The following is a 25,785-nucleotide window of genomic DNA, read 5'->3' on the forward strand; positions in this document are numbered from 1 at the left end:
GAACTACGCCTCCGCCGGCCGATGATCGCCGGCCGCCCCGTCGATCAACTCCCGCACGATGTCCATGTGCCCCGCGTGTCTCGCCGTCTCCTCGATCAGGTCGACCAGGACCCAGCGCAGGGACACGGAATGCTTGCGCCAGGGCGGCCGGCCGACCGCGTCCAGCGGCAGCTCCGCGATCGTGCGGTCGGCGGCGGCGCGGGCACGGCCGTAGAAGGCGACGATCTGTTCGGTCGTCTCGTCCGGGCCCGCGGCCATGTCCTCGCCCTTGTACGCGTCGAACCACAGCGGCTCCACCTCGCGGCCGTAACTCTCCACGAAGTAGCCGTACTCCACCGACGCCAGATGCTTCACCAGCCCGAGCAGGCTCGTGCCCGAGGGCGTCATCGGGCGTCTGGCCTGCTCCTCGTCCAGCCCGTCCAGCTTCCACAGCACCGCGTCCCGGACCCGGTCCAGGCTCGCGCGCAGCGTCGCCTTCTCGTCGCCGTGGTACGGCAGTCCCGTATCCCCGTTGTCCGTACCCGTGTCTCCGTCGTCGGCCATGCTTCGAAAATTAGCAGCGCCCACTGACAACGCCCTGCGACCATCGCCCCATGGACAACAGCGGGAGCAGCACGAGCAGTACGGGCAGCTTCGAGGACCTCGTCGCGGAAGGCCTCGCCGTCCCCACCGAGGGCTGGGACTTCTCCTGGTTCGAGGGCCGGGCCACCGAGGCGCGTCCCTCGTGGGGGTACGCGCGTTCCGCCGGTGACCGGCTCTCCCGCGCGACCACCGCCCTGGACGTCCAGACCGGGGGCGGGGAGGTCTTCGACTTCGCGCTGAGCCGGGCCGCCGCGCAGCCCCCGATGCTCGTCGCCGCCACCGAGGGCTGGCCGCCGAACGTCGCCAAGGCCACCGAACTGCTCCGCTCGCGCGGTGTCGTGGTGGTCGCCGCGGCCGAGGACGCCCCACTGCCCTTCGCCGACGGCGCCTTCGACCTCGTCCTGAGCCGCCACCCGGTCCGCGCCCACTGGCCGGAGATCGCCCGCGTCCTGCGCCCCGGCGGCACGTACTTCGCCCAGCACGTCGGCCCCCGCAGCGCCTTCGAACTCGTCGAGCACTTCCTCGGCCCCCAGCCGGAGTCCGTGAGCGGCGCCCGCGACCCCGAACGCGAACGGGCCGGCGCCGAGGCGGCGGGGCTGGAGATCGTCGAACTGCGCGCCGAGCGGCTGCGCATGGAGTTCTACGACATCGCGGCCGTCGTCCACTTCCTCCGCAAGGTGATCTGGATGGTCCCCGACTTCACGGTCGAGGCCTACGAGCCCCAACTCCGCGCCCTGCACGAGCGGATCGAGGCCGAGGGCCCCTTCGTGGCGCACAGCACCCGCCACCTCTTCGACATCCGCAAGCCGCACGCGTGACCGCCCGGTCTCCCGGCGCCGCGCGCCATTTGGCGAAATCCCGCGCGCCCGTGCGGCCGTAGTCCCGCGGTAGCCGTGAGCCGTCCCGCGATTGTCGTCGTACGAGCGTCCGGGCCGCCCCGCCTCTCCTCGGCGCCTCCTCACCACGTGCCGGTCCCGCTCAGCGTGTCCGGGAAGCGGACGCCGCCGTGCCCGGCCGGGACGACGTCACCTCACGTCCCCCGTACGTACACGGGTCTTCCACATCGTTATCGAGATCGACTCGCATCCCGCCCGCCCTCTCACGTAAGTTCAGACCAAGGTAATTCGCGTGAGCAAAGCCGCGCGGTCGGCATCGTGCGGTGGAGGGGGCCGCGCGGTGCCGTGCCCCGTCAAGTGGACGTTCGCTGACGGCGTCACCCCTGAGGGCGACATGCCGGAGGGGTAGCGGAAAACCTCCACGTTCTCCTTGGAATCCGCTGTGAATCGGCCATGATCAGGGCCGGAATCCGGGGTTCCCCACCCCCTGACGCGTCGTCGGCCGGTTTCGGAGAGTAGTTGTGGCACGCCGATGCACGCAGCATCACTTACGAAGGGTTATGGTGGAAACCCCCCCTCGGGCCGGTCCGTATCCCCCCCACGGACCGGCCCGATTTTTTGTGCCGTGCGCCGACCGTCCTCGCACCGGTCGGGTCCGACCTTCGTGCCGAACCGGGATGAGCCCAGACACCCCTTGGGGGAACAGGGCTCCGGCGGGGGTAGGCTTCGACGCCGGGGACTGCCATCCACGGAGGGGCTGACAACACGTGAACGTGCGCGACACCCTGCGCCGCCTGCTGGTCAGGTTCTACGCACGCAGGGTGGGAGGCCATCTCGACCACGCGTCGGTGCCCAAGCACGTCGGCGTCATCATGGACGGCAACCGGCGCTGGGCGAAGGCCGCGGGTTCCACCACCGTCCAGGGCCACCAGGCCGGCGGCGACAAGATCGAGGAGTTCCTCGGCTGGTGCAGCGAGACGGACGTCGAGGTCGTGACGCTCTGGCTGCTGTCGACGGACAACTTCGACCGCCCCCAGGAGGAACTCGGCCCGCTGCTCGGCATCATCGAGAACGTCGTCAGTTCGCTTGCCGCGGACGGCCGTTGGCGTGTGCACCACGTCGGCACCCTCGACCTGCTGCCACCCGGGATGCAGTCCGTCCTCAAGGAGGCGGAGGAGGCCACCGCGCACGTCGACGGGATACTCGTCAACTGCGCCATCGGCTACGGCGGCCGCCAGGAGATCGCCGACGCGGTCCGCTCGATGATCCTGGACGCCGCCGACAAGGGCACCTCCATGGAGGAGCTCGCCGAGCACGTGGATGTCGATCTCATCGGCAAGCACCTCTACACGGGTGACCAGCCCGACCCCGACCTGGTGATCCGGACGAGCGGCGAACAGCGGCTGTCCGGATTCATGCTCTGGCAGACGGCCCACTCCGAGTACTACTTCTGCGAGGTCTTCTGGCCGGCCTTCCGCAAGGTCGACTTCCTGCGCGCGATGCGTGACTACGCGGCGCGACACCGGCGCTACGGCGGATGAAGAGGCCGCTACGGCGTGTGACGGCCGTAGCGGAGAACGATCGGGCCGCTACGGCGAATGACGGACAGAACCCCGGTACCACCCCCCTTGGGACGTAAGTAACAAGGAGTTCACCAGGGCGCCGTCATATGCCGTGGCATGGCGGCGCATGTTCGAGGGCATAAGCCAAGCAGGTCGACGCCCGAACCACGGGTGTCGTATCTCAGCGGACGGCACGGGGCCGTCCGCCCGGGAGGCCCTTTGCACCAGCCCGACCGTGCGGTCAGTACGGGCGAGACGGAGGGCCGGTTCTCGGCCCGCGCACTGCGGTCCGGACCGGTCCAGCTCCTCTCCGTCGCTCCCCGACCTCTTCCGAGGGGGTACGTCCTTCCGTGGTGACCAGCACAAAGCGCCGCATGCCTGACCGGCGCACCTATGTTCTCGACACCAGCGTTCTGCTGGCCGACCCGCACGCGCTGAACCGCTTCGACGAGCACGAAGTCGTGCTGCCGATCGTCGTGGTCACAGAGCTGGAGGCCAAGCGGCACCATCCCGAACTCGGGTACTTCGCCCGGCAGGCCCTGCGCCTGCTGGACGAGTTCCGCGTCCGGCACGGTCGCCTCGACGCCCCCATCCCGATCGGGGAACTCGGCGGCACCGTCAGGGTCGAGCTCAACCACTCGGACCCCAGCGTGCTGCCCAGCGGCTATCGCCTGGGGGACAACGACTCCCGCATCCTCGCGGTCGCCCGCAACCTGCAGGCCGAGGGGTACGACGTCACCGTCGTGTCGAAGGACCTTCCGCTCAGGATCAAGGCGTCGTCCGTCGGGCTCCTCGCCGAGGAGTACCGCGCGGAACTCGCCATCACGGGCTCCTCCGGCTGGACCGGAATGTCCGAACTGATCCTGCCGGGCGAACAGGTGGACATCCTCTTCGAGGAGGGCCACGTCTTCGTCCCGGAGGCGGCCGACTTCCCCGTCCACACCGGCCTGACGATCCAGTCAGAGCGCGGCAAGGCGCTGGGCCGGGTCACGGCCGAGGGCAACGTCCGCCTCGTGCGCGGCGACCGGGAGGCGTTCGGCATCAAGGGCCGCAGCGCGGAGCAGCGCATCGCGCTGGATCTGCTGCTCGACCCGGACATCGGGATCCTGTCCATGGGAGGCCGGGCCGGCACCGGCAAGTCCGCGCTCGCGCTCTGCGCGGGCCTGGAGGCGGTCCTGGAGCGCCGCCAGCACAAGAAGGTGATGGTCTTCCGGCCGCTGTACGCGGTGGGCGGACAGGAGTTGGGCTATCTGCCCGGCTCCGAGGCCGACAAGATGGGCCCCTGGGCCCAGGCGGTCTTCGACACGCTGTCCGCGGTCACCAGCCGCGAGGTCATCGAGGAGGTCACCGCCCGCGGGATGCTCGAAGTCCTGCCCCTCACCCACATCCGCGGCCGCTCGCTGCACGACGCGTTCGTGATCGTGGACGAGGCGCAGTCCCTGGAGCGGAACGTCCTGCTGACGGTCCTGTCCCGGATCGGCGCCAACTCGCGGGTGGTCCTCACCCACGACGTGGCCCAGCGGGACAACCTCAGGGTCGGCCGCTACGACGGTGTCGTCGCCGTGGTGGAGAAGCTGAAGGGCCACCCGCTCTTCGCGCATGTGACCCTCACGAGGTCCGAGAGGTCCCAGATCGCGGCGCTTGTGACCGAAATGCTGGAGGACGGCCAAATCTGAGGTAGTACAGGCCAGTTGGCGCCGTCCCGCCAAGCCGATGAGCTTAGCGGGGCGGCGCTTCGGCGTCTCGCTGTTTCTCCAAATCCCGTGGGGCAAACGGGATGTGAGCTTTCACACGCAACTCAGAATTGCCACCCGGCGTCCGGTTACGGCAGAGTCTCATTCCTGTCAGGCCCCGCATACGACACACGTGTACCCCCAGCGGTACGCACAACAGAGGCATCACAGCTAACTCCACAGCGACGTCGTATGCCGCCCGCTCTTCACGCGGCGCTCCCCGAGCGGGAGTTGCCCACCGGGCCCGTGCCTCCCGTGACCCCGTAGGTGGGAGGCCAGCGTTCAGGGGCACGATTGCGTCCGCCAGGGTCACCGAAGCGGACGATGCTGGAAGGACACCGTGTGAGCCGGATTTCGGTCCGGGGATTCGCAGTGGCTTCGGCCACCGCGGTCACCGCCGTCGGAAGCGTCGTAGGCGTTGCCTCGGGCAGCGTCGCACAGGCGCAGAACAATGACGCCGAGACGACGGCAGCCGACACCACGCTCCTGGCGGACATCCCCACGGGCCAGCAGGCCCAAGTGCAGACCGCCTCCTTGACGCAGCAGGCCGACGCCCAGGCGATCCAGGCCGACGCGAGCGCCAAGAAGGACGCCGAGGAGTCGGCCCGCCTGGCCGCCGCCAAGACCGCCGTCGCCAAGAAGGCTGCCGCGGAGAAGGCGGAGAAGCTGGCCAAGGAGAAGGCAGCGGCGAAGGCCGCGGCCGCCAAGGCAGGCAGCTCCTCGTCGAGCTTCCCCGTGCAGAGTTCCTACACGGTCGCGCAGATCCAGTCGATGGCCGCCTCCATGGTGCCCAGCGGCCAGTTCCAGTGCTTCAGCAACATCGTGGACCACGAGTCCAGCTGGAACTACCGCGCGGTCAACGCCTCTTCCGGCGCCTACGGCCTCTTCCAGGCCCTGCCCGGTTCCAAGATGTCCTCGGTCGGTTCGGACTGGCAGACGAACCCGGCCACCCAGATCAAGTGGGGCCTCAACTACATGGACAGCCGCTACGGCAGCCCGTGCGAGGCCTGGTCCTTCTGGCAGGCGAACAGCTGGTACTAGGTCGTACGCCCGTTCCGGGCCGCTCAACCTCACAAGGCCCCTCCCCGTCATAGGGGGAGGGGCCTTCGCCCTGTACGGTCGGACTCGCAGCGACTCCAGGGGGGAGTAGTGGGGCAAGACGGGGGAAGAGGACGCATCATGTCGCGAGTGCCAGGATGGCTCGGCAAGGTCGGCGCCGGACTGAGCGAGATGGGGGAGCGGTTGGACGAGCGCCGCGCCGAGGTCGAGAAGGAACACCCCGAGGCCGCGCCCGAACCGCCCGCCGAACACCCCGAGCCCCGGGAACCCGTCCCGGTCACCATCGCCCGCGACCGCCCCGACCCCGCGCTCGCCGTGCCCTGGGGCGTGCGCGTCGCCGCCGAGGCCGGCTGGCGGCTGCTGATCCTGGCGGGCACGGTCTGGGTCCTGATGCGCGTCATCAGCGCGGTCCAACTGGTCGTCCTGGCCTTCGTGGCGGCCCTCCTCATCACGGCCCTGCTCCAGCCGACGGTCGCCCGCCTGATCCGCTACGGCTTCCCCCGCGGCGTCGCCACCGCGCTCACCGCGATCCTCGGCTTCGTCGTGATGGGGCTGATCGGCTGGTTCGTGACCTGGCAGGTCATGGCGAACATCGACAACCTCTCCGACCAGGTCCAGAACGGCGTCGACGACCTGCGCAACTGGCTGCTCAAGGGCCCGTTCCACGTCACCGAGAAGCAGATCAACCAGATCGCGAAGAACCTCCGCGAGGCCATCGGCGCGAACACCGACCAGATCACCTCGGCGGGCCTGGAGGGCGTCCAGGTCATCGTGGAGGCCCTGACCGGCATCCTCCTGACGGTCTTCTCGACCCTCTTCCTCCTCTACGACGGCCCGCGCATCTGGCAGTGGTCGCTGAAGCTGGTGCCCGCGGCGGCGCGGCCGGCGATGGCGGGCGCGGGTCCTCGCGCGTGGCGCACGCTCACGGCCTACGTCCGCGGCACGGTGATAGTCGCCCTCATCGACGCCGTGTGCATCGGCGTCGGCATCTACTTCCTCGGCGTACCCATGGCCGTGCCGCTGGCCGTGTTCATCTTCCTGTTCTCGTTCATCCCGCTGGTCGGCGCGGTGGCCTCCGGCGCGCTGGCGGTCGTCGTCGCGCTGGTCACCCAGGGCGTGTTCACCGCCCTTCTCACCCTGGCCGTGGTCCTCGCGGTCCAGCAGATCGAGGGCCACATCCTCCAGCCCTTCATCCTGGGCCGCGCGGTCCGGGTGCACCCCCTCGCGGTGGTCCTGTCGGTCGCCGCGGGCGGGATGGTCGCGGGGATCGGCGGAGCGGTGGTGGCGGTGCCGCTGGTGGCGGTGTTGAACACGGTGGTGAGTTACCTGAAGTCGTACTCCCAGGAACCGGCGTCGAGCCTGTCCCCGAAGCCGCGGGGGGCTACGGCGGTGTCCTCGACGCCGGAAGACACCCCGAGGCCGGACCCGGAACCGTAACTGGGGGCGGAGCCCCCAGCGGACAGCCGACGGACAGCCGAACTCACTCAGCGGCCAGAACCGCCTCCGCCTCCAGGGTGACCCCGACCGCCTCCACCACAGCCGCGATCTTGAACGCCTCCTGGATCACCTCGCGCTCAACACCCGCCTTGCGCAACACCTGTTCGTGCGAGTCGAGACACATCCCGCACCCGTTGATCGCCGACACCGCGAACGACCACAGCTCGAAGTCGACCTTGTCGACCCCGGGGTTGCCGATGACGTTCATCCGCAGCCCCGCGCGCAGGGTGCCGTACTCGTGGTCGGACAGGAGATGACGGGTCCGGTAGAAGACGTTGTTCATCGCCATGATCGCGGCGGCGGACCTGGCCGCGCTGTACGCCTCGGGCGACAGGTTGGCCTTGGCCTCGGGCGCCAACTCCCGCAGGACGAGCGGCGATCGGGAGGCGATCGCCGTGGCGAGGACCGTGCCCCACAGCTGCTGCGCCGGCAGGTCGGAGTTGCCGATGACCGAACCGAGGTTGAGCTTCAGGTCCTTGGCGTAGTCCGGTATGGCGGACTTCAGGGTGTCCAGTGACATCTCAGGTCACTCCCCGGCGAGCAGCGCGCCCGCGTCGAGCGTGTCGTCGCCCTTGGTCCAGTTGCACGGGCAGAGCTCGTCCGTCTGGAGCGCGTCGAGGACCCGGAGGACCTCCTTCGGGTTACGGCCGACCGAGCCCGCGGTCACCATGGAGAACTGGATCTCGTTGTTCTGGTCCACGATGAACACCGCGCGCTTGGCGAAGCCGTCCTCGCCCTCGATGCCGAGGTCGCGCATCAGCTCGTGCCTGGAGTCGGCCAGCATCGGGAACGGCAGGTCGCGCAGGTCGTCGTGGTCCTTGCGCCAGGCGTGGTGGACGAACTCGGAGTCGCCGGAGAAGCCGAGCACCTGGGCGTCACGGTCGGCGAACTCGTCGTTCAGTTTTCCGAAGGCGGCGATCTCGGTGGGGCACACGAAGGTGAAGTCCTTGGGCCACGCGAAGACGATCTTCCACTTGCCCTCGTAGGTCTTGTGGTCGATCTGCTGGAACTCCTGGCCCTTCTCCAGCGAGACGCAGGCGGTCAGATCGAACGGCGGGAACTTGTCACCGATAGTGAGCACACGCACTCCTTGCAGCGGAGAAACACCCAAGCGGAATGGGTGCTTCTCGTGGGTTGGTCGGCCCCGATCCTGGCACAACGTGCATTGATTGTGGAAATAGCTACACTGGGTCGTGTTGATCGGAGGCGGTTATCAGTGACCGTTAGTAATACGAGTAAGAGGCGTCAGCCCAGCCTCGCGCAGCTGCGCGCCTTCTCCGCGGTCGCCGAGCACCTCCATTTCCGGGACGCCGCGGCCGCGATCGGCATGAGCCAGCCCGCCCTCTCCGGTGCCGTCGCCGCGCTGGAGGAGACCCTCGGCGTCACGCTCCTGGAGCGCACGACCCGCAAGGTGCTCCTCTCGCCCGCCGGCGAGCGGCTGGCCGTACGGGCGAAGGCGGTGCTGGAGGAGGTCGTGGTGCTGCTGGAGGAGGCGGAGGCGGTGCGGGCGCCGTTCACCGGGGCGCTGCGGCTCGGGGTCATCCCGACCGTCGCGCCGTATCTGCTGCCGACCGTGCTGCGGCTGGTGCACGACCGGTACCCGGACCTCGATCTCCAGGTGCACGAGGAGCAGACCGCGAGCCTGCTGGAAGGGCTGACGACCGGACGGCTCGACCTGCTGCTGCTCGCCGTGCCGCTCGGGGTGCCCGGAGTGGTCGAACTCCCGCTGTTCGACGAGGACTTCGTGCTGGTCACGCCTCTCGGCCATCCCCTCGGCGGGCAGACCGGCATCCCGCGCGAGGCGCTGCGCGAACTGAACCTGCTGCTGCTCGACGAGGGGCACTGTCTGCGCGACCAGGCGCTCGACATCTGCCGGGAGGCGGGGCGGGAGGACGCCCCCGTCACCACCACCGCGGCCGGGCTGTCCACGCTGGTGCAGCTGGTCGCCGGCGGACTCGGGGTCACGCTGCTGCCGCGTACCGCCGTGCGCGTCGAGACCACCCGCAGCGACCAGCTCCTCACCGGCTACTTCACCGAGCCCGCCCCGACCCGCCGGATCGCCCTCGCGATGCGCACCGGCGCGGCCCGCCGCGCCGAGTACCAGGAGCTGGCCGCCGCCCTGCGCGAGGCGCTACGGCCGTTGCCCGTAAGGGTGTTGGGCGGCGGTGACCGACCCGTTCCGGCCGGCGACTGACCCGCCCCTGTTCGGTCAAATGAGCGTCGGACAAAGGAAATCGAACGGCGGGAATTCTCAACTTCCGTCACCCGCAGGCAGGTAGGAAGAACCCGTCCGGAATATGCGCGCGGACTGATACACCTTCACCCCTCAGCGCTACACGTCAGTTGCGTGTACGAAAAGCCTAGGGGAGTGATGTCGGGCATTCGGGATTCCCTCGGCCGGGCCGGTCACGACCTGCTCGCGCGGGCTCTCGTGACCTGTGGGCGCGAGGAGTTCACCGGGGGACTGAGGGTGTCCGGCAGACCCGGCGGCACCTTCCATCTGCGCGGCGGACTCGTCGTCGCCGTGGAGAGTCCCGGTGCCCCAGGACCCGAGGCGCTGCTGCTGCGCTCCGGCCGGGTCGGCGGCGAGCAATGGGCCGATCTGGTACGGGAGTCGGGCGGCACGCGGTGGCCGCTGGACGGGCTCGTCGCCCACGGGTACGCGGGCGCCGCCGAGTTGCGGATCGTGTGTGTGCTGGCCCTCCACGACGCGGCCTTCGCGGTCGTCGCCGGAGACATCGACGGCTGCGAACTCGCCCCGGACGCCCAGCCGTTCGCCCCGGTCTCGCTCGGCGAGCCCTCGTCCCGGCTGCTCCAGGACGCGGTCCGTAAACGCGCCGCGATCTCCGCGCTGCCGTATCCCGTACGTCCCGACCGGGAGCGCCCGCGGCCCCCGGCGCACGCCCTCGGCGAGGCCGGACTCGGGCTGCTGCAACGGGAGTTGCTCGCCCATGTCGACGGCCGCCGTACCGCACGCGATCTCGCGTTCCGTACCGGGCGCGGGGTCTACCCGGTCACCGCCGAGGTCGCGCGGATGCTCGCCGAGGGACTGCTGGAGTGCGCGGACAGCCCCGTGCCGATCCCGGTGCGGGTGCCGGCCGAGGCACCCGTCGTACGCCGTCGTGAGCAACCGGCGCTCCCACCGCCCCAGTTCACCGCACCCGCCGAGCTGCCCCGGCGTCATCCGGGCGCCAGCGGTATCACCGAAACTCTCGTCCCCGAGAAGAGCGGGGCGGGTTGGAAAGGGTTCTTCCGCCTGCGGAACGGAACCTGGAAATGACCCTGACGAACACATGCGATCAGTTTTAGAGGAGTTGAGTAAGTGGATCACAAAGCCCTGACTTTGGAAATGCGCGAACTGCGGGAAAAGGTCACCGGTATCACCGACACCGCGCTCACCGCGGCCGACGGACTGCTCATCGCGGCCGACACCGCCGACACGATCGACCCGGAGGGCCTCGCCGCGCTGGCCGCGGCCGGCCTGGGCCTGGCCCGCCGCACCGCCGAGGCCACCGGCCGCGGCACGCTGCGCCAGACGGTGACGTACGGCAGTCACGGCTGCGCCGCGACCTACGCCGTCGGCGACACCGCGCTGATGGTGGTGCTCGGCGACGAGGGGATGGACGTCGACCGGCTGCACCTCGCGGCCCGGCCGACGCTTGACCGCATCGAGTCGATCCTCATGGAGAAGGCGTCAGAGGGAGTGTGAAGGGATGGCGACGAAACGTATGACCCCAGGATTCTCCGACCAGGTGATGGGCCTGGTCAAAACCCTCCGCACCGATGCCCCCGACTGTGTGGCCTCGGGTGTGGTCGACATGTCCACCGGCATGCTGCTGTCGTACGAGACCATCGACAACCACCCGCCAGAGGTCCTCGACCTGCTGGCGGGTGCGACCCTCGACCTGTTCCAGGGCCGGACGGTCGCGATGATCGAGGACGTCTTCAAGGAACGCCGCGGGATCACCAGTGACCACCACTACTTCCAGGAGATCCTCGTCAACAGCGAGAACCTCACCCATCTGTTCGTGCGGATGACCGAGCAACAGGACGTCGTCGCCGTGGTCGTCTGCCGCAAGTCCGTGAACGTGGGCATGCTCTTCGCCCAAGTCCGGCGCGTGGTGCGGGAGTACGGCCTCTGAAAGGCCCTGCGATCGGACGGCTGCGGGCGGACTACTCCGTGCGCAGCCCGTCCGGCCGCATCAGCCGCAGGAGAGGCGGCAGGCTCAGCAGGGTCACCGCCAGGACGATCCCCGCGCCGATGCCGGACATCGCCAGCACGCTCGACCAGTCGATGCGCACCGAGGTGGCGGTCATCTTCAGCAGTACCGCGCCCAGTGTCAGTCCCACCACCGTGGCCAGGGCCAGGCCGAGGCCGATCGGGATCGCCGTCTGCCACAGCACCGACAGGCTCAGCGTGCGCCGCCGGGTGCCGAAGGCGACCAGCGCCGACAGCAGCTTCTTGCGCTCGCGCAACTGCTCCAGCTGCGACACCAGCAGGCTCGCCCCGATGAGAAGCAGCACACAGGTGGCGCCGACGAACAGCCCGGTGCGGATCGACTTGAACTGAAGCGACTGCCTGGTGGAAGCGAGCATGAACACGTCCGCCAGCGGGTTCATGCGTGCGGCGGTGTTGCGCACGTAGTCGCTCGCGTCCGCCACCGACGGGTCCAGCGAGACGAACACGTGCTGGTCCAGGACGCTCATCGCGTTCGCGGGCAGCGCGCCCGACGTGATCATCAGACCGTCGCGGGCGTAACCGGTCGGGTCCTCGCGCGGCTGTGCCGTCTTCAGGCCCGCGGGCACCTTCCAGGGCGTCGGGGTCGAGGTGCTCGACGACCCGTCCCACGCCGGGTCGAAGTACACCGTGTTGCCGGCCGTGGCCAGCTTCTTCGTCTCGGCGTCGTAGTTGCCGCCGGTGATCCGGAAGATGTCACCGTCCCGGCAGGACGGCAGACTCGCCACCTCGCGCAGTTCGGCGCAACTGCCGACGGAGATCTCCAGCTCGTTGTCCGGGTTCTTCGCCCGCTCGCCGACCGAGGTCTGCGAGATGGCCGACGTACGGCGCACGCCCTCGGTCCGCGCGAGTCGCCGCCCGGCCTCGGCGAGCGGAACGCCGCTGCCCACGGAGACCTCCATCTGGGCCCGGTTCACGTCGTTGCCGGTCTCCTTGGTGTAGTCGCCCTCGACGCCGGCGAACAGCATCTGAAGCGCGATCGCACCGGCCACCGCGACCGCGATGCCGTTGACCATGCGGGCCGCCGTACCGCTGCTCAACTGCAGCCTGCGGACGGCGAGTTGCCAGGACACCGAGCCGGAGTTCAGCCGGGCCACCGTGGCCTCGACGACCCACGGCAGCAGGGCGGTGATGCCGACCAGCAGCAGGACCGTGCCGCCGATCACGAGGTACTGGTTGAAGTTCCCGTCGCTGTCGCCCTTGCCGATCATCGGGTAGAGCATCGCGAGGCCGGCCAGCGGCAGCAGCAGCCGCCACCACAGCCGGCGCCGCGGCGGCTTCGCCTTGCGGACCACACCGAGCGGCTCGATGACGACCCCGCGCAGCGCGAGCAGCGTCACCAGCACGGCCGCGGCCGGTACGGCGACGGCGACGAGCAGGGCGAGCGCGGGCGACGGGTTGAGGTCGCTGGGGTACAGGCTGATGTCCCGCACGTCCAGCAGAGACGCCAACTGCCGCCCGACCAGGAAGAACCCGGTGCCGAAGACGAGCCCGAGGAGCGCCCCCGCGAGCGCCTCGCCGCCCGCGATCCGGCGTGCCATCCGCCCGTCGGCGCCGACCAGACGCAGGGCCGCGAGCCGCCGGTCCCGGCGCTCGCCGCCGAAGCGCACGGCCGCCGCGATGAACACCGCGACCGGCAGCAGCAGCACGACGAACACGATCAGGATCAGCAGGAGCAGCACCGGGTCCAGCTTGTCCGGCCGGCTGGCCGGGGAGGGCCCGTAGTAGTTGATGCGCTCGACGGTGCCGCCGGACTGACGCCCTTCCAGTCCTTTCCCGCCCGCGTAATAGGCGAGTTCGGCGGGTCCGATGAGCCCGTGGTCCGCGATGGTGCCGGTGACCCGGTAGGGCAGGCGCTCGCGCAGCAGCTTCCCGGAGCCGGACCTCAGGAGCTTGTCCAGCGCGGGGGAGACGACCATCTCACCCGCCGCGGGGAACTTCGAGATCCCCGGCGGCAGCGGCGCCTTGGCGCCCTCCGGCTCCAGCAGCCGGCCGCGGACGTCCTTGGAGCGGAACGTGGTGTCCGTGTCGGCGACGATGACCGTGTTGTCCGCCTTCGCCAGCTGCTTCCCGCTGTAGGTGAAGTCCTGCCGGGCGTCGCCGCGCGCGTTCCGTTCGGACAGCGCGTTCGGCAGCGCCGTGGTGAGCAGCAGCAGCGCCACCCCGAGCCCGACGCCGACGGCCGTCAGGACGGCCCGCACCCAGCCCTCACGCCCGCCGCCGAAGGCGAACCGTACCCCCATGGCCAGATCGGCCGACCACTGACGCACGTTCATACGACGCGCTCCATGTCCCGGGACTTGCCGTCCCGTACGACGATCTCGCGGTCCGAGTAGGCCGCCACCCGCGCCTCGTGCGTGACCAGCACGACGGCCGCGTTGGTGGACCGGGCCGCCTCGGTCAGCAGCTCCATCACGCGCTCGCCGTTGAGCGAGTCGAGCGCGCCGGTCGGCTCGTCGGCGAACAGCACCCGCGGGCTGGTGACCAGCGAGCGGGCCACGGCGACGCGCTGCCCCTGCCCGCCGGAGACCTCACCGGGCCGCTTCTTGGCGAGGTCGTCGACTTCGAGCCGCTCCATCCAGGAGAGCGCGGTCCGCTCGGCCTCCTTGCGGTGCGTGCCGTTCAGCCGCAGCGGCAGGGCGACGTTCTCGACGCAGGTCAGCTCCGGCACCAACTGGCCGAACTGGAACACGAACCCGAACTCCGAGCGGCGCAGCGCACTGCGCTGGGCGTCGCTCATGGTCGCCATCTCCTGCTCGTTGTACGTGATCGAGCCCGAGTCGGGCGGCACGATCCCGGCGAGACAGTGCAGCAGCGTCGACTTCCCCGACCCGGAGGGCCCCATCACGGCGACGACCTCACCGGGATGGATGGAGAACTCCGCGCCGTCCAGCGCGGTCGTCGGCCCGTAGGCCTTGCGCAGCTCATGGGCTGCGAGCAGGGAACCAGCGGGATGTGTCGTCACTTGGCCACCACCTCGGCGAGTTTGTCGAGGCGCGCGGCGGTGAGCTCCAGCCACCGCAGGTCGGCCTCCAGATGAAAGAGGGCGTGGTCGCAGATCAACTGGTCCGCGAGATCGCCCTTGCGCTTGCGGTCGGTGAGGATCCGCATGCTGCGCAGATGCTCGGAGCGCTGCACGTCGAGGATCTCGCCCGCGTCGCGGTGGGTGAGCAGCGCGAGGACGACCTTGGTGTAGAGGGCCGACTGCAGATACGGCTCGGGCTTCTCCGGCGTCGCGAGCCACTTCTGTACGTCGGTGATCCCGGCGTCGGTGATCGCGTACCGCTTGCGCTCGGGACCGCCGCCCGCCTCGATGCCGTCGACCTCGACGAGGCCGTTCTTGAGCAGTCGGGACATCGTCGAATAGACCTGGCCGTAGTGCAGCGGCCGGTCGTGACCGAACTTCTCATCGAAGGCCCGCTTCAGGTCGTAACCGTGACGCGGGCCGGACTCCAGGAGCCCCAGAAGGGTGTGACCGATGGACATGCGGAGCACTCTACACACGGGGTATACGCGGTGTGTATACGCACAGTGTGTAGATCATGGCGGCCCGTACGAGTCCGCAGGTGGGGGCCGATTGTCACGGTTCTGTCATGGAGGTGGCGCGGGAGGCCGCCCACGACGAGGCGGCGGTCCGGCCTCGCCGGGAAGTCGGCCCGCCTCCGCCAGCGCCCGCCGCAGCAGGAACTCGATCTGCGCGTTGGCGGACCGCAGTTCGTCCCCGGCCCACCGCGCGATCGCCTCGTACACCGAAGGGTCCAGCCGCAGCAGCACCTGCTTGCGCTGCTGCGGCCGAGGTCGAGGCTGAGGGGCTGAACCCCCGGAGGGAACGGTCACTGGTACAGGGTGCCCGTGTTCAGCACGGGCTGCGGTGCCCGGTCCCCGCAGAGCACCACCAGGAGGTTGGAGACCATCGCCGCCTTCCGTTCGTTGTCCAGCTCCACGATGTCCTGCTCGGTGATCCGGGCCAGCGCGGCCTCGACCATGCCCACCGCGCCGTCCACGATCTGCCGCCGGGCCGCGACGACCGCCCCGGCCTGCTGCCGCTGGAGCATCGCCGAGGCGATCTCGGGCGCGTAGGCGAGATGCGTGAAGCGGGACTCGATGATCTGGACGCCGGCTGCCTCGACCCGGGCGCTCAGTTCGACGGCGAGCTTCTCGGTGATCTCCTCGGCGTTCCCGCGCAGCGAGAGCCCGCCCTCGTCGTGGGCGTCGTAGGGATACTCGATGGCGATGTGCCGTACGGCCGTCTCGGTCTGGGTGGCGACGAACTCGGTGTAGTCGTCGACCTCGAAGGTGGCCTGTGCGGTGTCGCGGACCTTCCAGACCACGACGGCGGCCAGCTCGATGGGGTTGCCGTAGGCGTCGTTGACCTTGAGGGCCGCGGTCTCGTGGTTGCGGACGCGGGTCGAGATCTTCGTGCGCGAGGTGAAGGGGTTCACCCAGCGCAGCCCGTCCCGCCGGATCGTCCCCCGGTACCGCCCGAAGAGCTGCACCACCCGCGCCTCGCCCGGCGCGACCGTGTTCAGCCCGCGCATCGCGATGACCGCGGCGAGGAAGACGAGGACGCCGCCGATGACCAGCGCGGCCTTGGCGCCGGCCGCGTCGACCGCACCGGCTCCGACCAGCAGCCCGGCGGAGACGAGCAGTCCGGCCAGGCCGAGGACGAGTGCGAGCCCGCCGCCGATGCTGTGCGCGGTGAACTCGCGCACGCGCGGGGCGGGCATGTCGGGTACGTCTGCGGATGTGTCGGTGGTCATGATGTTCCCCCGTAGCTCGGTTAAATCAAAGTGATATCACTTTACCCGGGTACGGCAACCCTCAACCCCTTTCGTACGTCGGTTCCATAAGGACGGGTGCTGATTGTCACGTCCGTAATGGCCCGGATCGGCGGCCCTTTGTCACAACTCCTGGTGTTAGCTTTCTGAGCTGACTTGACGGGCGAACCTGTGTGACACCGGAGCACAAGAGAGCGAAGCGGAGCGGAACGGACTCATGGGACGAGCGGAAGAGAGACGAGCGCGCCAACGCGGTGGCCACCGCGCGGCGCCCAAGACCCGCCGCTCGTCGGGGGCGGACGGCACGGCAGCCACGAGCGCCACCGCAGTCAAGGACGGCAAGAAGGGCTCCAAGGACGGCAAGAGCTTCATACGCAGGCTCTTCACCTGGAAGAAGATCCTCGGTACGTTCCTCGGCTTCTGCCTGCTCGGGATCGGCGCGTTCATCGTGCTCTACATGATGATCAGCATCCCCGCGGGCAACGCCGACGCGAAGCTCCAGAGCAACGTCTACAAGTACAGCGACGGCAAGATCCTGACCCGCAAGGGCGATGTGAATCGCGAGAACGTCGATCTCTCCCAGGTCCCGAAGGGCGTCCAGAGGACGTTCGTCGCCGCCGAGAACAAGACCTTCTACAGCGACGCCGGCGTCGACCTCAAGGGCACCGCCCGCGGTCTGCTCAACACGCTGTCCGGCAAGGGCGCGCAGGGCGGTTCGACGATCACCCAGCAGTACGTCAAGAACTACTACCTGACGCAGGACCAGACCGTCACGCGCAAGCTGAAGGAAATGGTCATCTCGCTGAAGCTGGACCGCGAGAAGTCCAAGGACTACATCCTCGCCGGGTACATCAACACCAGTTACTACGGCCGCGGCGCCTACGGCATCCAGGCCGCCGCCCAGGCCTACTACCGCGTCGACGCCAAGGACCTCTCGGTCGAGCAGGGCGCCTATCTCGCCGCGCTGCTCCAGGCGCCGAACCAGTACGACTGGGCGATCGCGAGCGACACCGGCAAGAAGCTGGTGCAGGCGCGCTGGAACTACGTCCTGGACAACATGGTCGGGCAGGACTGGCTGAGTTCCACCGAGCGCGAGGCCATGAAGTTCCCGGTCCCCAAGGCGCCCAAGGCCGAGGCCGGCATGGCGGGCCAGACCGGTTACATGGTGACCGCCGCCAACGAGGCCCTGGAGAAGCAGCTGATATCCAGTGGTCAGGCCTCCAACATCAGCGAGGCGGAAGCGCTGGTCCGCGCGGGCGGCTGGACGATCACGCTCAACATCGACAAGAAGAAGCAGGCCCAGCTGGAGAAGTCGGTCAAGTCCCAGCTGACCAGCAAGCTCGACGCCAAGAAGCGCAAGGTCGACGGGAACGTCCAGCCGGGTGCGGTGTCCGTGGACCCGACGACGGGCGCGGTCGTGGCGATGTACGGCGGTGTGGACTATCTGAAGCACTTCACGAACAACGCGACCCGCGCCGACTACCAGCCCGCCTCGACGTTCAAGCCGGTGATCCTGGCCGCGGCCCTGGCCGACGGGACCAAGACGCAGTCCGGCAAGACGATCACGACCAACACGCTCTACGACGGCACCAGCAAGCGCCCGGTCGTGGGCAGTGACATCGGATTCGCGCCGGAGAACGAGGACGACCAGGACTACGGCAAGGTCACCGTCCAGACGGCGATGAACAAGTCCATCAACTCGGTCTTCGCGCAGCTCGGTGTCGATGTCGGCATGGACAAGGTCATGAAGACCGCGGGCGAGCTGGGCATGGACACCGGCGACCTGAAGGCCGTACCGGCGCAGACCCTCGGCACCATGGGCGCGAGCCCGATGGAGATGGCCGGTGTCTACGCCACCTTCGACAACCACGGCAAGAAGGTCACCCCGGCGATCATCAAGTCGGTCGCGCACAACACGCGTACGGTCACCATGCCGAACCCGATCGGCTCCCAGGTCATCCCGCGCCAGGCCGCCGACACGGTGTCCTCGGTGCTGACCGGTGTGGTCGACGACGGTACGGCGAAGGTGTCGGTGGCCGAGAACAGCAAGCGCGACGGACAGCAGGTCGCGGGCAAGACGGGCACCTCCGACAACAACAAGTCGGCCTGGTTCACCGGCTACACGCCCGACCTGGTCACCTCGGTGGGCCTGTTCGGTGAGGACGCCAAGTCCCACGCGCAGGTCCCGCTGACCGGTGCGACCGGTCTGATCACCTCGGGCGGCGGCCGTATCAACGGTGGTGGCTACCCGGCGCAGATCTGGGCGACGTACATGTTCGGAGTGACCAAGGCGAACGGCAAGTTCGACCTGGACACCGACCAGGGCGCGGCCGTCGAGCCGACGTACACGCCCACGCCGACCCCGACCCTGACGGCGACCCCGTCCGGGACGCCGACGACGAAGTCTCCGTCGCCGACCCCGACGACGGAGTCACCCACGCCGACTCCGACGCCTACGCCGACCCCGACACCCACCCCGACGCCGACGATCAGTACGCCGACGACGCCGAGCGACGACAACACGGACAACCCGTTCGACCAGCTCAACCAGTAGTCAGGTCACGCGGAGAGAGGGCGCCCGGCACTTCGCCGGGCGCCCTCTCGCGTACCGCTGGGCGAACTCGCGTACCGCTAGGCGAAGTTCGCGGCGATCCGGTCGCCGAGTTCCTTGTCCACGTGTCGCCAGTAGAGCAGGGCGCGGTCGAGGACCGAGCGGGAGACGTCGGCCTTCAGGTGGCCGCTGACGTTCGACACGAGCCGGTCGCGGGCCGCGTCGTCGAGGACCTCGCGGACCATCGTGCCGGCCTGGCCGAAGTCGTCGTCCTCGCGGTGCAACTTCGTTGCCTCGCGGACCAGTTCACCCGCGGTCTGCCAGCTCGCCGGGTCGCCGAACCGCTCGTAGTCGGCGGCGGGGCCGCCGTAGGAGTTCGGTGCGTATGGCCGCGCCGCCTTGGACGCCTCGTACCGCATCGGGCCGTCCTTGGCGTACGAGTTGACCGGGGAGTGCGGCCGATTGGGCGGTAGCTGCGTGTAGTTGGGGCCGATCCGGTACCGGTGGGTGTCCGGGTACGAGAACAGCCGGCCCAGCAGCATCTTGTCCGGGGAGGGGCCGATGCCCGGGACCAGGTTCGAGGGCTCGAAGGCGGCCTGCTCGATGTGGACGAAGTAGTCCTCGGGGTTGCGGTTCAGGGTCATCCGGCCGACGTCGATCAGCGGGTAGTCCCCGTGCGGCCAGACCTTCGTCAGGTCGAAGGGGTTGAAGCGGTAGTCCGCCGCGTCCTCGAACGGCATGATCTGGACCTTGAGGGACCAGCTCGGCGCGTTCCCGGACTCGATCGACTCGTGCAGGTCACGGCGGTGCTTGTCGCCGTCGGACCCGGCCAGCTCGTCGGCCTCGGCCTGCGTGAGGTACTCGATGCCCTGGTCGGTCTTGAAGTGGTACTTCACCCAGAACCGCTCACCGGCGCCGTTGATCCACATGTAGGTGTGGGAGCTGTAGCCGTTCATGTGGCGGTACGTCTTCGGGATGCCCCGGTCGCCCATCAGCCAGGTCACCTGGTGCGCCGACTCGGGGGAGAGGGTCCAGAAGTCCCACTGCATGTCGTTGCTGCGCAGCCCGGTCACCGGGTGGCGCTTCTGCGAGCGGATGAAGTCCTGGAACTTGATCGTGTCACGGACGAAGAAGACCGGGGTGTTGTTGCCCACCATGTCGTAATTGCCGTGCTCTGTGTAGAACTTGAGCGCGAAACCGCGGGGGTCGCGCCAGGTGTCGGGCGAGCCCTGCTCACCGGCGACGGTGGAGAACCGCGCCAGCATCTCGGTGCGTTTGCCCGGCTGGAAGAGGTCGGCCCTGGTGAACTGGCTGACGTCGTTGGTCACTTCGAAGAAACCGTACGCACCGGAGCCCTTGGCGTGCACCACTCGCTCGGGGACCCGCTCCCGGTTGAACTGGGCCATCTTCTCGATGAGGTAGTGGTCCTGGAGCAGGATCGGGCCGTCGGGGCCGACGGTGAGCGAGTGTTCGTCGCTCTCCACCGGGATTCCGGCGTTGTTCGTGGTGTACGGAGTCTGCTGGGGTGTCTGCGTCACGAGCGCGTCCTCCTGTTAGAGAGAGTAGGTCGCTTCGCCTTCGCGTACCCCAGCAGTCAACTCCGACGCCGGTACGTCGGCAACTTCTGGACGGGGTCTAATTCCGGTTCAGTTCGAACCAGACCACCTTCCCGGTGCTGAGCCGGGTGGCTCCCCACCGACGGGCCAGTCTGTTGACCAGATACAGCCCGCGTCCGCCCTCGTCCGTGGCCCGCGCCTGCCGCAGCCGCGGCAGCTGGGGCACGTCGTCGCCGACCTCGCAGCGCAGCACGTCGGTCCGCAGCAGCCGGAGCGTGACCGGCCGTGACGCGTACCGCACGGCGTTGGTCACGACCTCGCTGACCAGCAGCTCCACGGAGTCGCTCATGTCCTCCATGCCCCAGCGGGCCAGCGCGCGCCGGGCCAGCCGGCGGGCCTGGCCGGGGGCCGAGTCCTCCGGATCGAGGAACCAGTACGCCACGTCACTGGGCGCGATCCCGTCGAAACGGGCGGCGAGCAGCGCGATGTCGTCGTCCCGGTCGCCCGGGCCGAGCATGTCGAGCACCTCGTCGCACAGGGCTTCCAGGGGCGGCGGATGGTCGGGTCCGGTGAGCTGCGCGACCGCGGCGAGCTTCTCGCGCAGCTGCTCTATCCCGGTCCAGACGTCCCGAAGCCGCGACTCGACCAGCCCGTCCGTGTAGAGGAGCAGCGTGGCCCCGGCGGGCGCGTCCAGCTCCACGGCCTCGAAGTCGACCCCGCCGACACCGATCGGGGCGCCGGGCGGCACCCGCAGGACCTCGGCCCGGCCGCCCAGGTGCAGCAGCACCGGCGGCGGGTGTCCCGCGTTGGCGATGGTGATGCGGTGCGAGACCGGGTCGTAGACCGCGTAGAGGCAGGTCGCCATGCGGTCGGTGCCCAGGCGCTGGGCCTGTTCGTCGAGGTGGTGCAGGACCTCCTGCGGGGGCAGGTCGAGACCGGCCAACGTCTGCGCTGTGGTGCGGAGTTGGCCCATGATCGCGGCCGAGGTCATGGAGTGGCCCATGACGTCGCCGACGACCAGGGCGACCCGGCTGCCGGGCAGCGGGATCGCGTCGTACCAGTCGCCGCCGACGCGCGCCGTCTCGGCGGCTGGCAGATACCGGGACGCCAGCCGGACGCCGGTGGGGCGGGGCAGGGTCTCGGGGAGCATGGTGCGCTGGAGCTCGTCGGCGATGTACGCCTCACGGCCGTAGAGCACCGCCTTGTCGATGCCCAGGGCGCTGTGGGTGGCGAGCTGGGCGGCGACCAGGAGGTCGTCGGCCTCGAACGCCATCCGCTCGGGGCGGCGCAGGAAGAGCGCGGCGCCGATCACCCGGCGCCGGCCGCGCAGCGGTGCGAGGATCGCGCGCTGGCCGGCCGGGACGATCAACTCGCCGCCCTCGCCGAGGAGTTCCGGCAGTGCGGCGCGGGCGGCCGGGGAGTCGGCGAATACGGGACGTACGCCCCGCAGCACCTCGTTCAGCGCGCCGCCGGGCCTGACCTCGCACAACTCGGCGGTGACCGCCGACAGTTCGGAGGGCTGCTCGGGCTGGATCGCGGGCATGAAGCCGCTCTCCGTGTCCCGCTCCTCCGGGATGCGGTCGGTACGGCGCAGGCGCAGCACGACGGGACCCGTGGGCCGCTCGTCGCCCACGGGCAGCGGGTCGCGCAGATAGACCAGGATCGCGTCCGAGAACGTCGGCACGGTCGCCCGGCACAGCCCCATGACGATCTCGTCCAGGTCGATGCCGCGGGCGATCCGCCGGGTCGCGGCGCCCACGAAGCGCAGCCGGTCCCCGTCCCGCCGCATCGGCATGGGACCACCGGGCGGCAGCCCCTGTCCCGTACGGCGCTCCTTGGCGGCGGCGTCGGAGACCTCGGCGCCGCCCGGCTGGACCGGGATGCCGTCGGGCGAGGGACGGGGGCGATGGGTGTCGGGTTCGGCGGCCGAGGGCTGGGAGTGCTCGGAACCGGCTGCGGCGGTATCGGGCTCGGGCTTCACAGGGGTACCTGCCGGGTCCTTCCCCTTGGCGCGGGACGTGCTCGTACCCGGCGCCGAAGGCGGCTCGCCGGTGCGTGCCTGTGCCGGTAAACCGGCACCACCGGACGGCCTGGACGGCGTCGAGGTGTGCAGGAGCGCCCCGCGGGGGTCTGCGGGGTCGGCGCCGCTCGGGCGCTCGAAGGAGGTGGGGTGCTCCGTCACGCGTGTCGAATCCGTCCGTCCGGGACCCTCATGGTCCTGTCGTCACATTCCCGCCTGCCTCGCGGGGTCTGGCACGCACTCCCCCTCTGCCCAAAGGCGTGGGGGGACCCCCAGCCGCGTTGTCGTCGGTCACCATGGCTCCGCCATGCTTCCCTCCTCCGCCTTGCGGCTGCACGCACCAGACCCCGCGAGGCCCGCCCTTCGGGCGAACGACGGGAATGTGACGACAGGACCATGCGCGGTACGTGCGGATCGTCCCGCTGAAATGCCGATACCCGGAATACGTGCCCCAGGAACGGAATTCCCGCGTGGTCAGAGGCTGTTCCTGTGCCACCGGCGGACCGGCGGCCCGCTCCGATGTCGCCCTGATACCCCTCGCTCACGTCCTGCCGCCCCTCGGTGACGTCTGGTCAGTCCCGGTACATGCCCCGGGAGTTGTGCGGTGCCCTTGCGGAGGACGATCCTACGGTTGCGCACCGGGGGCGCATCAAGGGTCTCATGTGGACATGTGCGCGGGGGTGCGGTCCCAGTCCTCCGGAAGTGAAGGTACAGCCCAGGACGGATCCGGGCGCCAGTGCTGCCAGCCGTCGGCGAACGGCGAACCCCAGGCGCGGATCGTCTCGACCGCGGACCAGCCCGCTTCCCTTACCCGCTCGGCGAGTTGGGGACCCATCAGACCGTCCCGCTGGGCCTGCGCGAACTCGTCCTCGTCGAGCCAGCGCCAACTGCGGTCCGGGTGAACGGAGATGTCCAGGAAGTGATCCACCGAGTCGACTCCGCCGTCCCAACGGAGCTGCGGTTCCTCAAGGTTCACGTACCAGTTCTTGAACTGCCATCCGGGCTCCCAGAAAAGCCACACAGACCAGGGCTCACCGGGCCGCGCCAGCTTCAGCACACCGGTCCCGAACCAGTGGTCGCGCCGGACCGTACGCGGCTTCGTGTACCGGGTCTCCAGGGGCTCCCCGTGCACCGACGTGCCGTCCGCTAGCACCGGCCGCACACACTCGGTGCCGGGCGCCATCCAGACGGCGAGCAGCTCCTCGTCGTCCCGGACGACCGTGACGGGGCGGGCGATGTGGAAGCGCGGTCCGGCGTTCTCCCGGTAGCGCCACAGGATCTGATCCCCGGGCGCCCAGAAGGCCGTAGACGTACCCGCTTCCACCGCTCGTACCGCTCCACCGTCTGTCATGAAGAGATATTAGGTGCCCCGGGCATACGACGCTGCGGCGCGCGTCACGGTTCACGCCAGGGCGACCATTGGTTACGGACGCGTCATCCGCAGGACATCGAGGGCCTCGTCGAGCTGCGCTTCGGTCAGGTCACCGCGCTCCACATAGCCGTTCTCCAGGACGACCTGGCGGATCGTCTTCCGTTCCGCCAGTGCCTTTTTGGCGACCTTGGCGGCCTCCTCGTACCCGATGTACTTGTTGAGCGGAGTGACCACGGACGGCGAGGACTCGGCGTATTCGCGCGCACGCTCCCGGTGCGCGACGATCCCCTCGACGGTCCGGTCGGCGAGCAGCCGGGAGACGTTCGCGAGCAGCCTGATCGACTCCAGGACGTTCTTGGCGATCACCGGCAGCATCACATTGAGCTCGAAGTTGCCCGCGGCCCCGGCGGTGGCGACGGTCGCGTCATTGCCGACGACCTGCGCGGCGACCATCAGCACGGCCTCCGGAATCACCGGGTTGACCTTGCCGGGCATGATCGAGGACCCCGGCTGCAGATCGGGCAGCGAGATCTCCGAGAGCCCGGTCCGCGGCCCGGACGCCATCCACCGCAGATCGTTCGCGATCTTCGTCAGCCCTACGGCGATGGTCCGCAACTGCCCGCTGGTCTCGACGATCCCGTCCCGCGCGCCCTGCGCCTCGAAGTGGTCCCGCGCCTCGGTCAACGGCAGCCCGGTGACCAGCGCGACCTCGGCGATCACGGCGGCGGAGAACCCGGGCGGGGTGTTGATCCCGGTCCCCACGGCGGTCCCGCCCAGCGGCAGTTCGGCGAGCCGCGGCAGCGAGGCCTCCAGCCGCTCGACGCCGTAGCGCACCTGCGCCGCGTACCCGCCGAACTCCTGACCCAGCGTCACCGGCGTGGCGTCCATCAGGTGGGTCCGCCCGGACTTCACCACATCGGCGAACTCGACGGACTTGCGCGACAGCGCGTCCGCGAGATGCTCCAGCGCGGGAATCAGGTCGTGGATGACGGCACCGGTGGCCGCGATGTGGATGGAGGACGGGAACACGTCGTTGGACGACTGCGAGGCGTTCACATGGTCGTTGGGATGCACGTCGCGTCCGAGCCGCTCGGTCGCGAGGGTGGCGATCACCTCGTTGGTGTTCATGTTGGACGAGGTCCCGGACCCTGTCTGGAACACGTCGATCGGGAAGTGCTCGTCCCACTTGCCGCCGGCGACCTCACGGGCGGCTTCCTGGACCGCCTCCGCGATGTCCTTGTCGAGTACGCCGAGTTCGGCGTTCACCTTCGCGGCGGCACCCTTGATGCGGGCCAGCGCCTCGATGTGGGCGCGTTCGATGCGCTGTCCCGAGATCGGGAAGTTCTCCACCGCCCGCTGGGTCTGCGCCCGCCACTTCGCGTCGACCGGGACCCGCACCTCCCCCATCGAATCGTGCTCGATACGGAACGGACCCACTGTCTGACCGTCGGCCATCGCCGATCACCTCCTGTGGGGGACAGCATCGCGGACACGTCCCGTGTTCCCACCTCGGCGGACGGAAACGGAGTGTCCCGGCCGAGCGCTCAGCGGCCGGGTCCGGTGCACACCGGCTGCCCGCCCACCTCGGCACAGGCCTGCGCCCCGCGCGGGTCGGCGGCGGCCAGCATCGGGCTGCTGTAACCGTCCGAACGGTGACCGGGATACTCGGCGGACAGCTCGTCCTGCCCCGCCCTGATGGAGATCTCCCGCGCTCCGCCGACCCGGGTGCGCACCTCGGACCACACGGTCGCGCAGGACGGCGAGTACCGCAGCAGCACGACCTGACGGTCCCGGGTCACGACGCTCTCCGTACGGGCGTCCTGGGCACAGGTCTCCGAGGACGGCAGCGCCCCCTGACAACCGCCGCCCCGGCAGGAGGCGACCGCGTGATCGAGGACGTCGGCGGCACCGGCGGTGACCGCGACGGTCGTGGCCATCGCGGCGAGGGCGACGAGGGCGCGGGCGGGGGCACGCAGCCGGCGGGGCCGCCGACGTCCTCGAT

23 protein-coding genes are annotated in these 25,785 nt (G+C 69.5%); 10 read left to right on the forward strand and 13 right to left on the reverse strand.

Annotated features, from left to right (window positions below):
- Nucleotides 1-3: 3 nt before the first annotated feature.
- Nucleotides 4-543, reverse strand: a complete 540-nt coding sequence (locus AC31A1_RS17875) for a DinB family protein (RefSeq protein ID WP_489654249.1) — start codon at nt 541-543, stop codon at nt 4-6.
- 50 nt (nt 544-593) lie between these two features.
- Here AC31A1_RS17875 and AC31A1_RS17880 point away from each other — a divergent pair, with 50 nt between their 5' ends.
- From AC31A1_RS17880 to AC31A1_RS17900, 5 genes are all read left to right on the forward strand, one after another.
- The gene (locus tag AC31A1_RS17880) at nt 594-1,400 is read left to right on the forward strand and encodes a class I SAM-dependent methyltransferase (protein ID WP_489654250.1); all 807 of its coding nucleotides are present in this window, start codon (nt 594-596) and stop codon (nt 1,398-1,400) included.
- A 785-nt stretch (nt 1,401-2,185) separates the two neighbouring features.
- Nucleotides 2,186-2,959: an isoprenyl transferase gene (locus AC31A1_RS17885; protein ID WP_489654251.1), complete on the forward strand. Its 774-nt coding sequence runs from the start codon at nt 2,186-2,188 to the stop codon at nt 2,957-2,959.
- 371 nt (nt 2,960-3,330) lie between these two features.
- On the forward strand, nt 3,331-4,656 hold the full coding sequence (gene phoH2 / locus AC31A1_RS17890) for an RNA 5'-3' helicase PhoH2 (RefSeq protein ID WP_489654252.1): 1,326 nt from the start codon (nt 3,331-3,333) through the stop codon (nt 4,654-4,656).
- 399 nt (nt 4,657-5,055) lie between these two features.
- Nucleotides 5,056-5,754: an aggregation-promoting factor C-terminal-like domain-containing protein gene (locus AC31A1_RS17895; RefSeq protein ID WP_489654253.1), complete on the forward strand. Its 699-nt coding sequence runs from the start codon at nt 5,056-5,058 to the stop codon at nt 5,752-5,754.
- Between the two features lie 138 nt (nt 5,755-5,892).
- The gene (locus tag AC31A1_RS17900; protein WP_489654254.1) at nt 5,893-7,209 is read left to right on the forward strand and encodes an AI-2E family transporter; all 1,317 of its coding nucleotides are present in this window, start codon (nt 5,893-5,895) and stop codon (nt 7,207-7,209) included.
- A gap of 43 nt (nt 7,210-7,252) precedes the next feature.
- On the opposite strand, the gene AC31A1_RS17905 is transcribed toward AC31A1_RS17900, so the two are convergent.
- The gene (locus tag AC31A1_RS17905; RefSeq protein ID WP_393761526.1) at nt 7,253-7,789 is read right to left on the reverse strand and encodes an alkyl hydroperoxide reductase; all 537 of its coding nucleotides are present in this window, start codon (nt 7,787-7,789) and stop codon (nt 7,253-7,255) included.
- Nucleotides 7,790-7,795: 6 nt separating this feature from the next.
- Complete coding sequence (locus tag AC31A1_RS17910) at nt 7,796-8,350, reverse strand: peroxiredoxin (RefSeq protein WP_489654255.1); 555 nt, start codon at nt 8,348-8,350, stop codon at nt 7,796-7,798.
- A gap of 135 nt (nt 8,351-8,485) precedes the next feature.
- On the opposite strand from AC31A1_RS17910, the gene AC31A1_RS17915 reads away from it, so the two are divergent.
- The 4 genes from AC31A1_RS17915 to AC31A1_RS17930 all read left to right on the forward strand — a co-directional run bounded on the left by AC31A1_RS17915 (nt 8,486) and on the right by AC31A1_RS17930 (nt 11,411).
- Nucleotides 8,486-9,463 carry a hydrogen peroxide-inducible genes activator gene (locus AC31A1_RS17915; protein ID WP_489654256.1) on the forward strand — a complete coding sequence of 326 codons (978 nt, stop codon included), beginning with the start codon at nt 8,486-8,488 and terminating at the stop codon, nt 9,461-9,463.
- Between the two features lie 177 nt (nt 9,464-9,640).
- Nucleotides 9,641-10,549 carry a MarR family transcriptional regulator gene (locus AC31A1_RS17920; protein WP_489654257.1) on the forward strand — a complete coding sequence of 303 codons (909 nt, stop codon included), beginning with the start codon at nt 9,641-9,643 and terminating at the stop codon, nt 10,547-10,549.
- Between the two features lie 69 nt (nt 10,550-10,618).
- Nucleotides 10,619-10,978 (forward strand): roadblock/LC7 domain-containing protein, encoded by a 360-nt coding sequence (locus tag AC31A1_RS17925; protein ID WP_489654269.1) that lies wholly within the window; start codon nt 10,619-10,621, stop codon nt 10,976-10,978.
- 4 nt (nt 10,979-10,982) lie between these two features.
- A complete protein-coding gene (locus AC31A1_RS17930; RefSeq protein ID WP_026150674.1) occupies nt 10,983-11,411 on the forward strand; it encodes a hypothetical protein in 429 nt (142 codons plus the stop codon).
- Between the two features lie 31 nt (nt 11,412-11,442).
- Here the strand turns inward: AC31A1_RS17930 and AC31A1_RS17935 are convergent, their stop codons facing one another.
- The 5 genes from AC31A1_RS17935 to AC31A1_RS17955 all read right to left on the reverse strand — a co-directional run bounded on the left by AC31A1_RS17935 (nt 11,443) and on the right by AC31A1_RS17955 (nt 16,266).
- Nucleotides 11,443-13,782 carry an ABC transporter permease gene (locus tag AC31A1_RS17935; protein WP_489654258.1) on the reverse strand — a complete coding sequence of 780 codons (2,340 nt, stop codon included), beginning with the start codon at nt 13,780-13,782 and terminating at the stop codon, nt 11,443-11,445.
- Entirely contained in the window at nt 13,779-14,471 is a 693-nt protein-coding gene (locus tag AC31A1_RS17940; protein WP_489654259.1) for an ABC transporter ATP-binding protein, read from the reverse strand. The genes AC31A1_RS17935 and AC31A1_RS17940 overlap by 4 nt, the downstream gene beginning before the upstream one ends.
- A complete protein-coding gene (locus AC31A1_RS17945) occupies nt 14,468-14,992 on the reverse strand; it encodes a PadR family transcriptional regulator (protein WP_489654260.1) in 525 nt (174 codons plus the stop codon). Before AC31A1_RS17945 ends, AC31A1_RS17940 begins: the two co-directional genes overlap by 4 nt.
- Before the next feature lie 105 nt (nt 14,993-15,097).
- The gene (locus AC31A1_RS17950) at nt 15,098-15,343 is read right to left on the reverse strand and encodes a type II toxin-antitoxin system antitoxin (RefSeq protein WP_489654261.1); all 246 of its coding nucleotides are present in this window, start codon (nt 15,341-15,343) and stop codon (nt 15,098-15,100) included.
- Nucleotides 15,340-16,266, reverse strand: coding sequence for an SPFH domain-containing protein (locus AC31A1_RS17955; protein WP_489654262.1), 927 nt, complete (start codon nt 16,264-16,266; stop codon nt 15,340-15,342). The genes AC31A1_RS17950 and AC31A1_RS17955 overlap by 4 nt, the downstream gene beginning before the upstream one ends.
- A 235-nt stretch (nt 16,267-16,501) precedes the next feature.
- Between AC31A1_RS17955 and AC31A1_RS17960 the strand changes: the two genes are divergently transcribed.
- Nucleotides 16,502-18,838 (forward strand): transglycosylase domain-containing protein, encoded by a 2,337-nt coding sequence (locus tag AC31A1_RS17960; protein ID WP_489654263.1) that lies wholly within the window; start codon nt 16,502-16,504, stop codon nt 18,836-18,838.
- A gap of 77 nt (nt 18,839-18,915) precedes the next feature.
- On the opposite strand, the gene AC31A1_RS17965 is transcribed toward AC31A1_RS17960, so the two are convergent.
- From AC31A1_RS17965 to AC31A1_RS17985, 5 genes are all read right to left on the reverse strand, one after another.
- Nucleotides 18,916-20,373 carry a catalase gene (locus tag AC31A1_RS17965; protein WP_489654264.1) on the reverse strand — a complete coding sequence of 486 codons (1,458 nt, stop codon included), beginning with the start codon at nt 20,371-20,373 and terminating at the stop codon, nt 18,916-18,918.
- Nucleotides 20,374-20,470: 97 nt separating this feature from the next.
- Nucleotides 20,471-22,573, reverse strand: coding sequence for a SpoIIE family protein phosphatase (locus AC31A1_RS17970; RefSeq protein ID WP_489654265.1), 2,103 nt, complete (start codon nt 22,571-22,573; stop codon nt 20,471-20,473).
- A gap of 496 nt (nt 22,574-23,069) precedes the next feature.
- Complete coding sequence (fomD, locus tag AC31A1_RS17975) at nt 23,070-23,762, reverse strand: cytidylyl-2-hydroxypropylphosphonate hydrolase (RefSeq protein WP_489654266.1); 693 nt, start codon at nt 23,760-23,762, stop codon at nt 23,070-23,072.
- 72 nt (nt 23,763-23,834) lie between these two features.
- Entirely contained in the window at nt 23,835-25,238 is a 1,404-nt protein-coding gene (locus tag AC31A1_RS17980; RefSeq protein ID WP_489654267.1) for a class II fumarate hydratase, read from the reverse strand.
- Between the two features lie 89 nt (nt 25,239-25,327).
- The coding region (locus AC31A1_RS17985) for a DUF2690 domain-containing protein (protein ID WP_489654268.1) at nt 25,328-25,785 on the reverse strand (458 nt) is incomplete at its 5' end.

This window comes from Streptomyces sp. P5F9 (genome assembly GCF_057961495.1).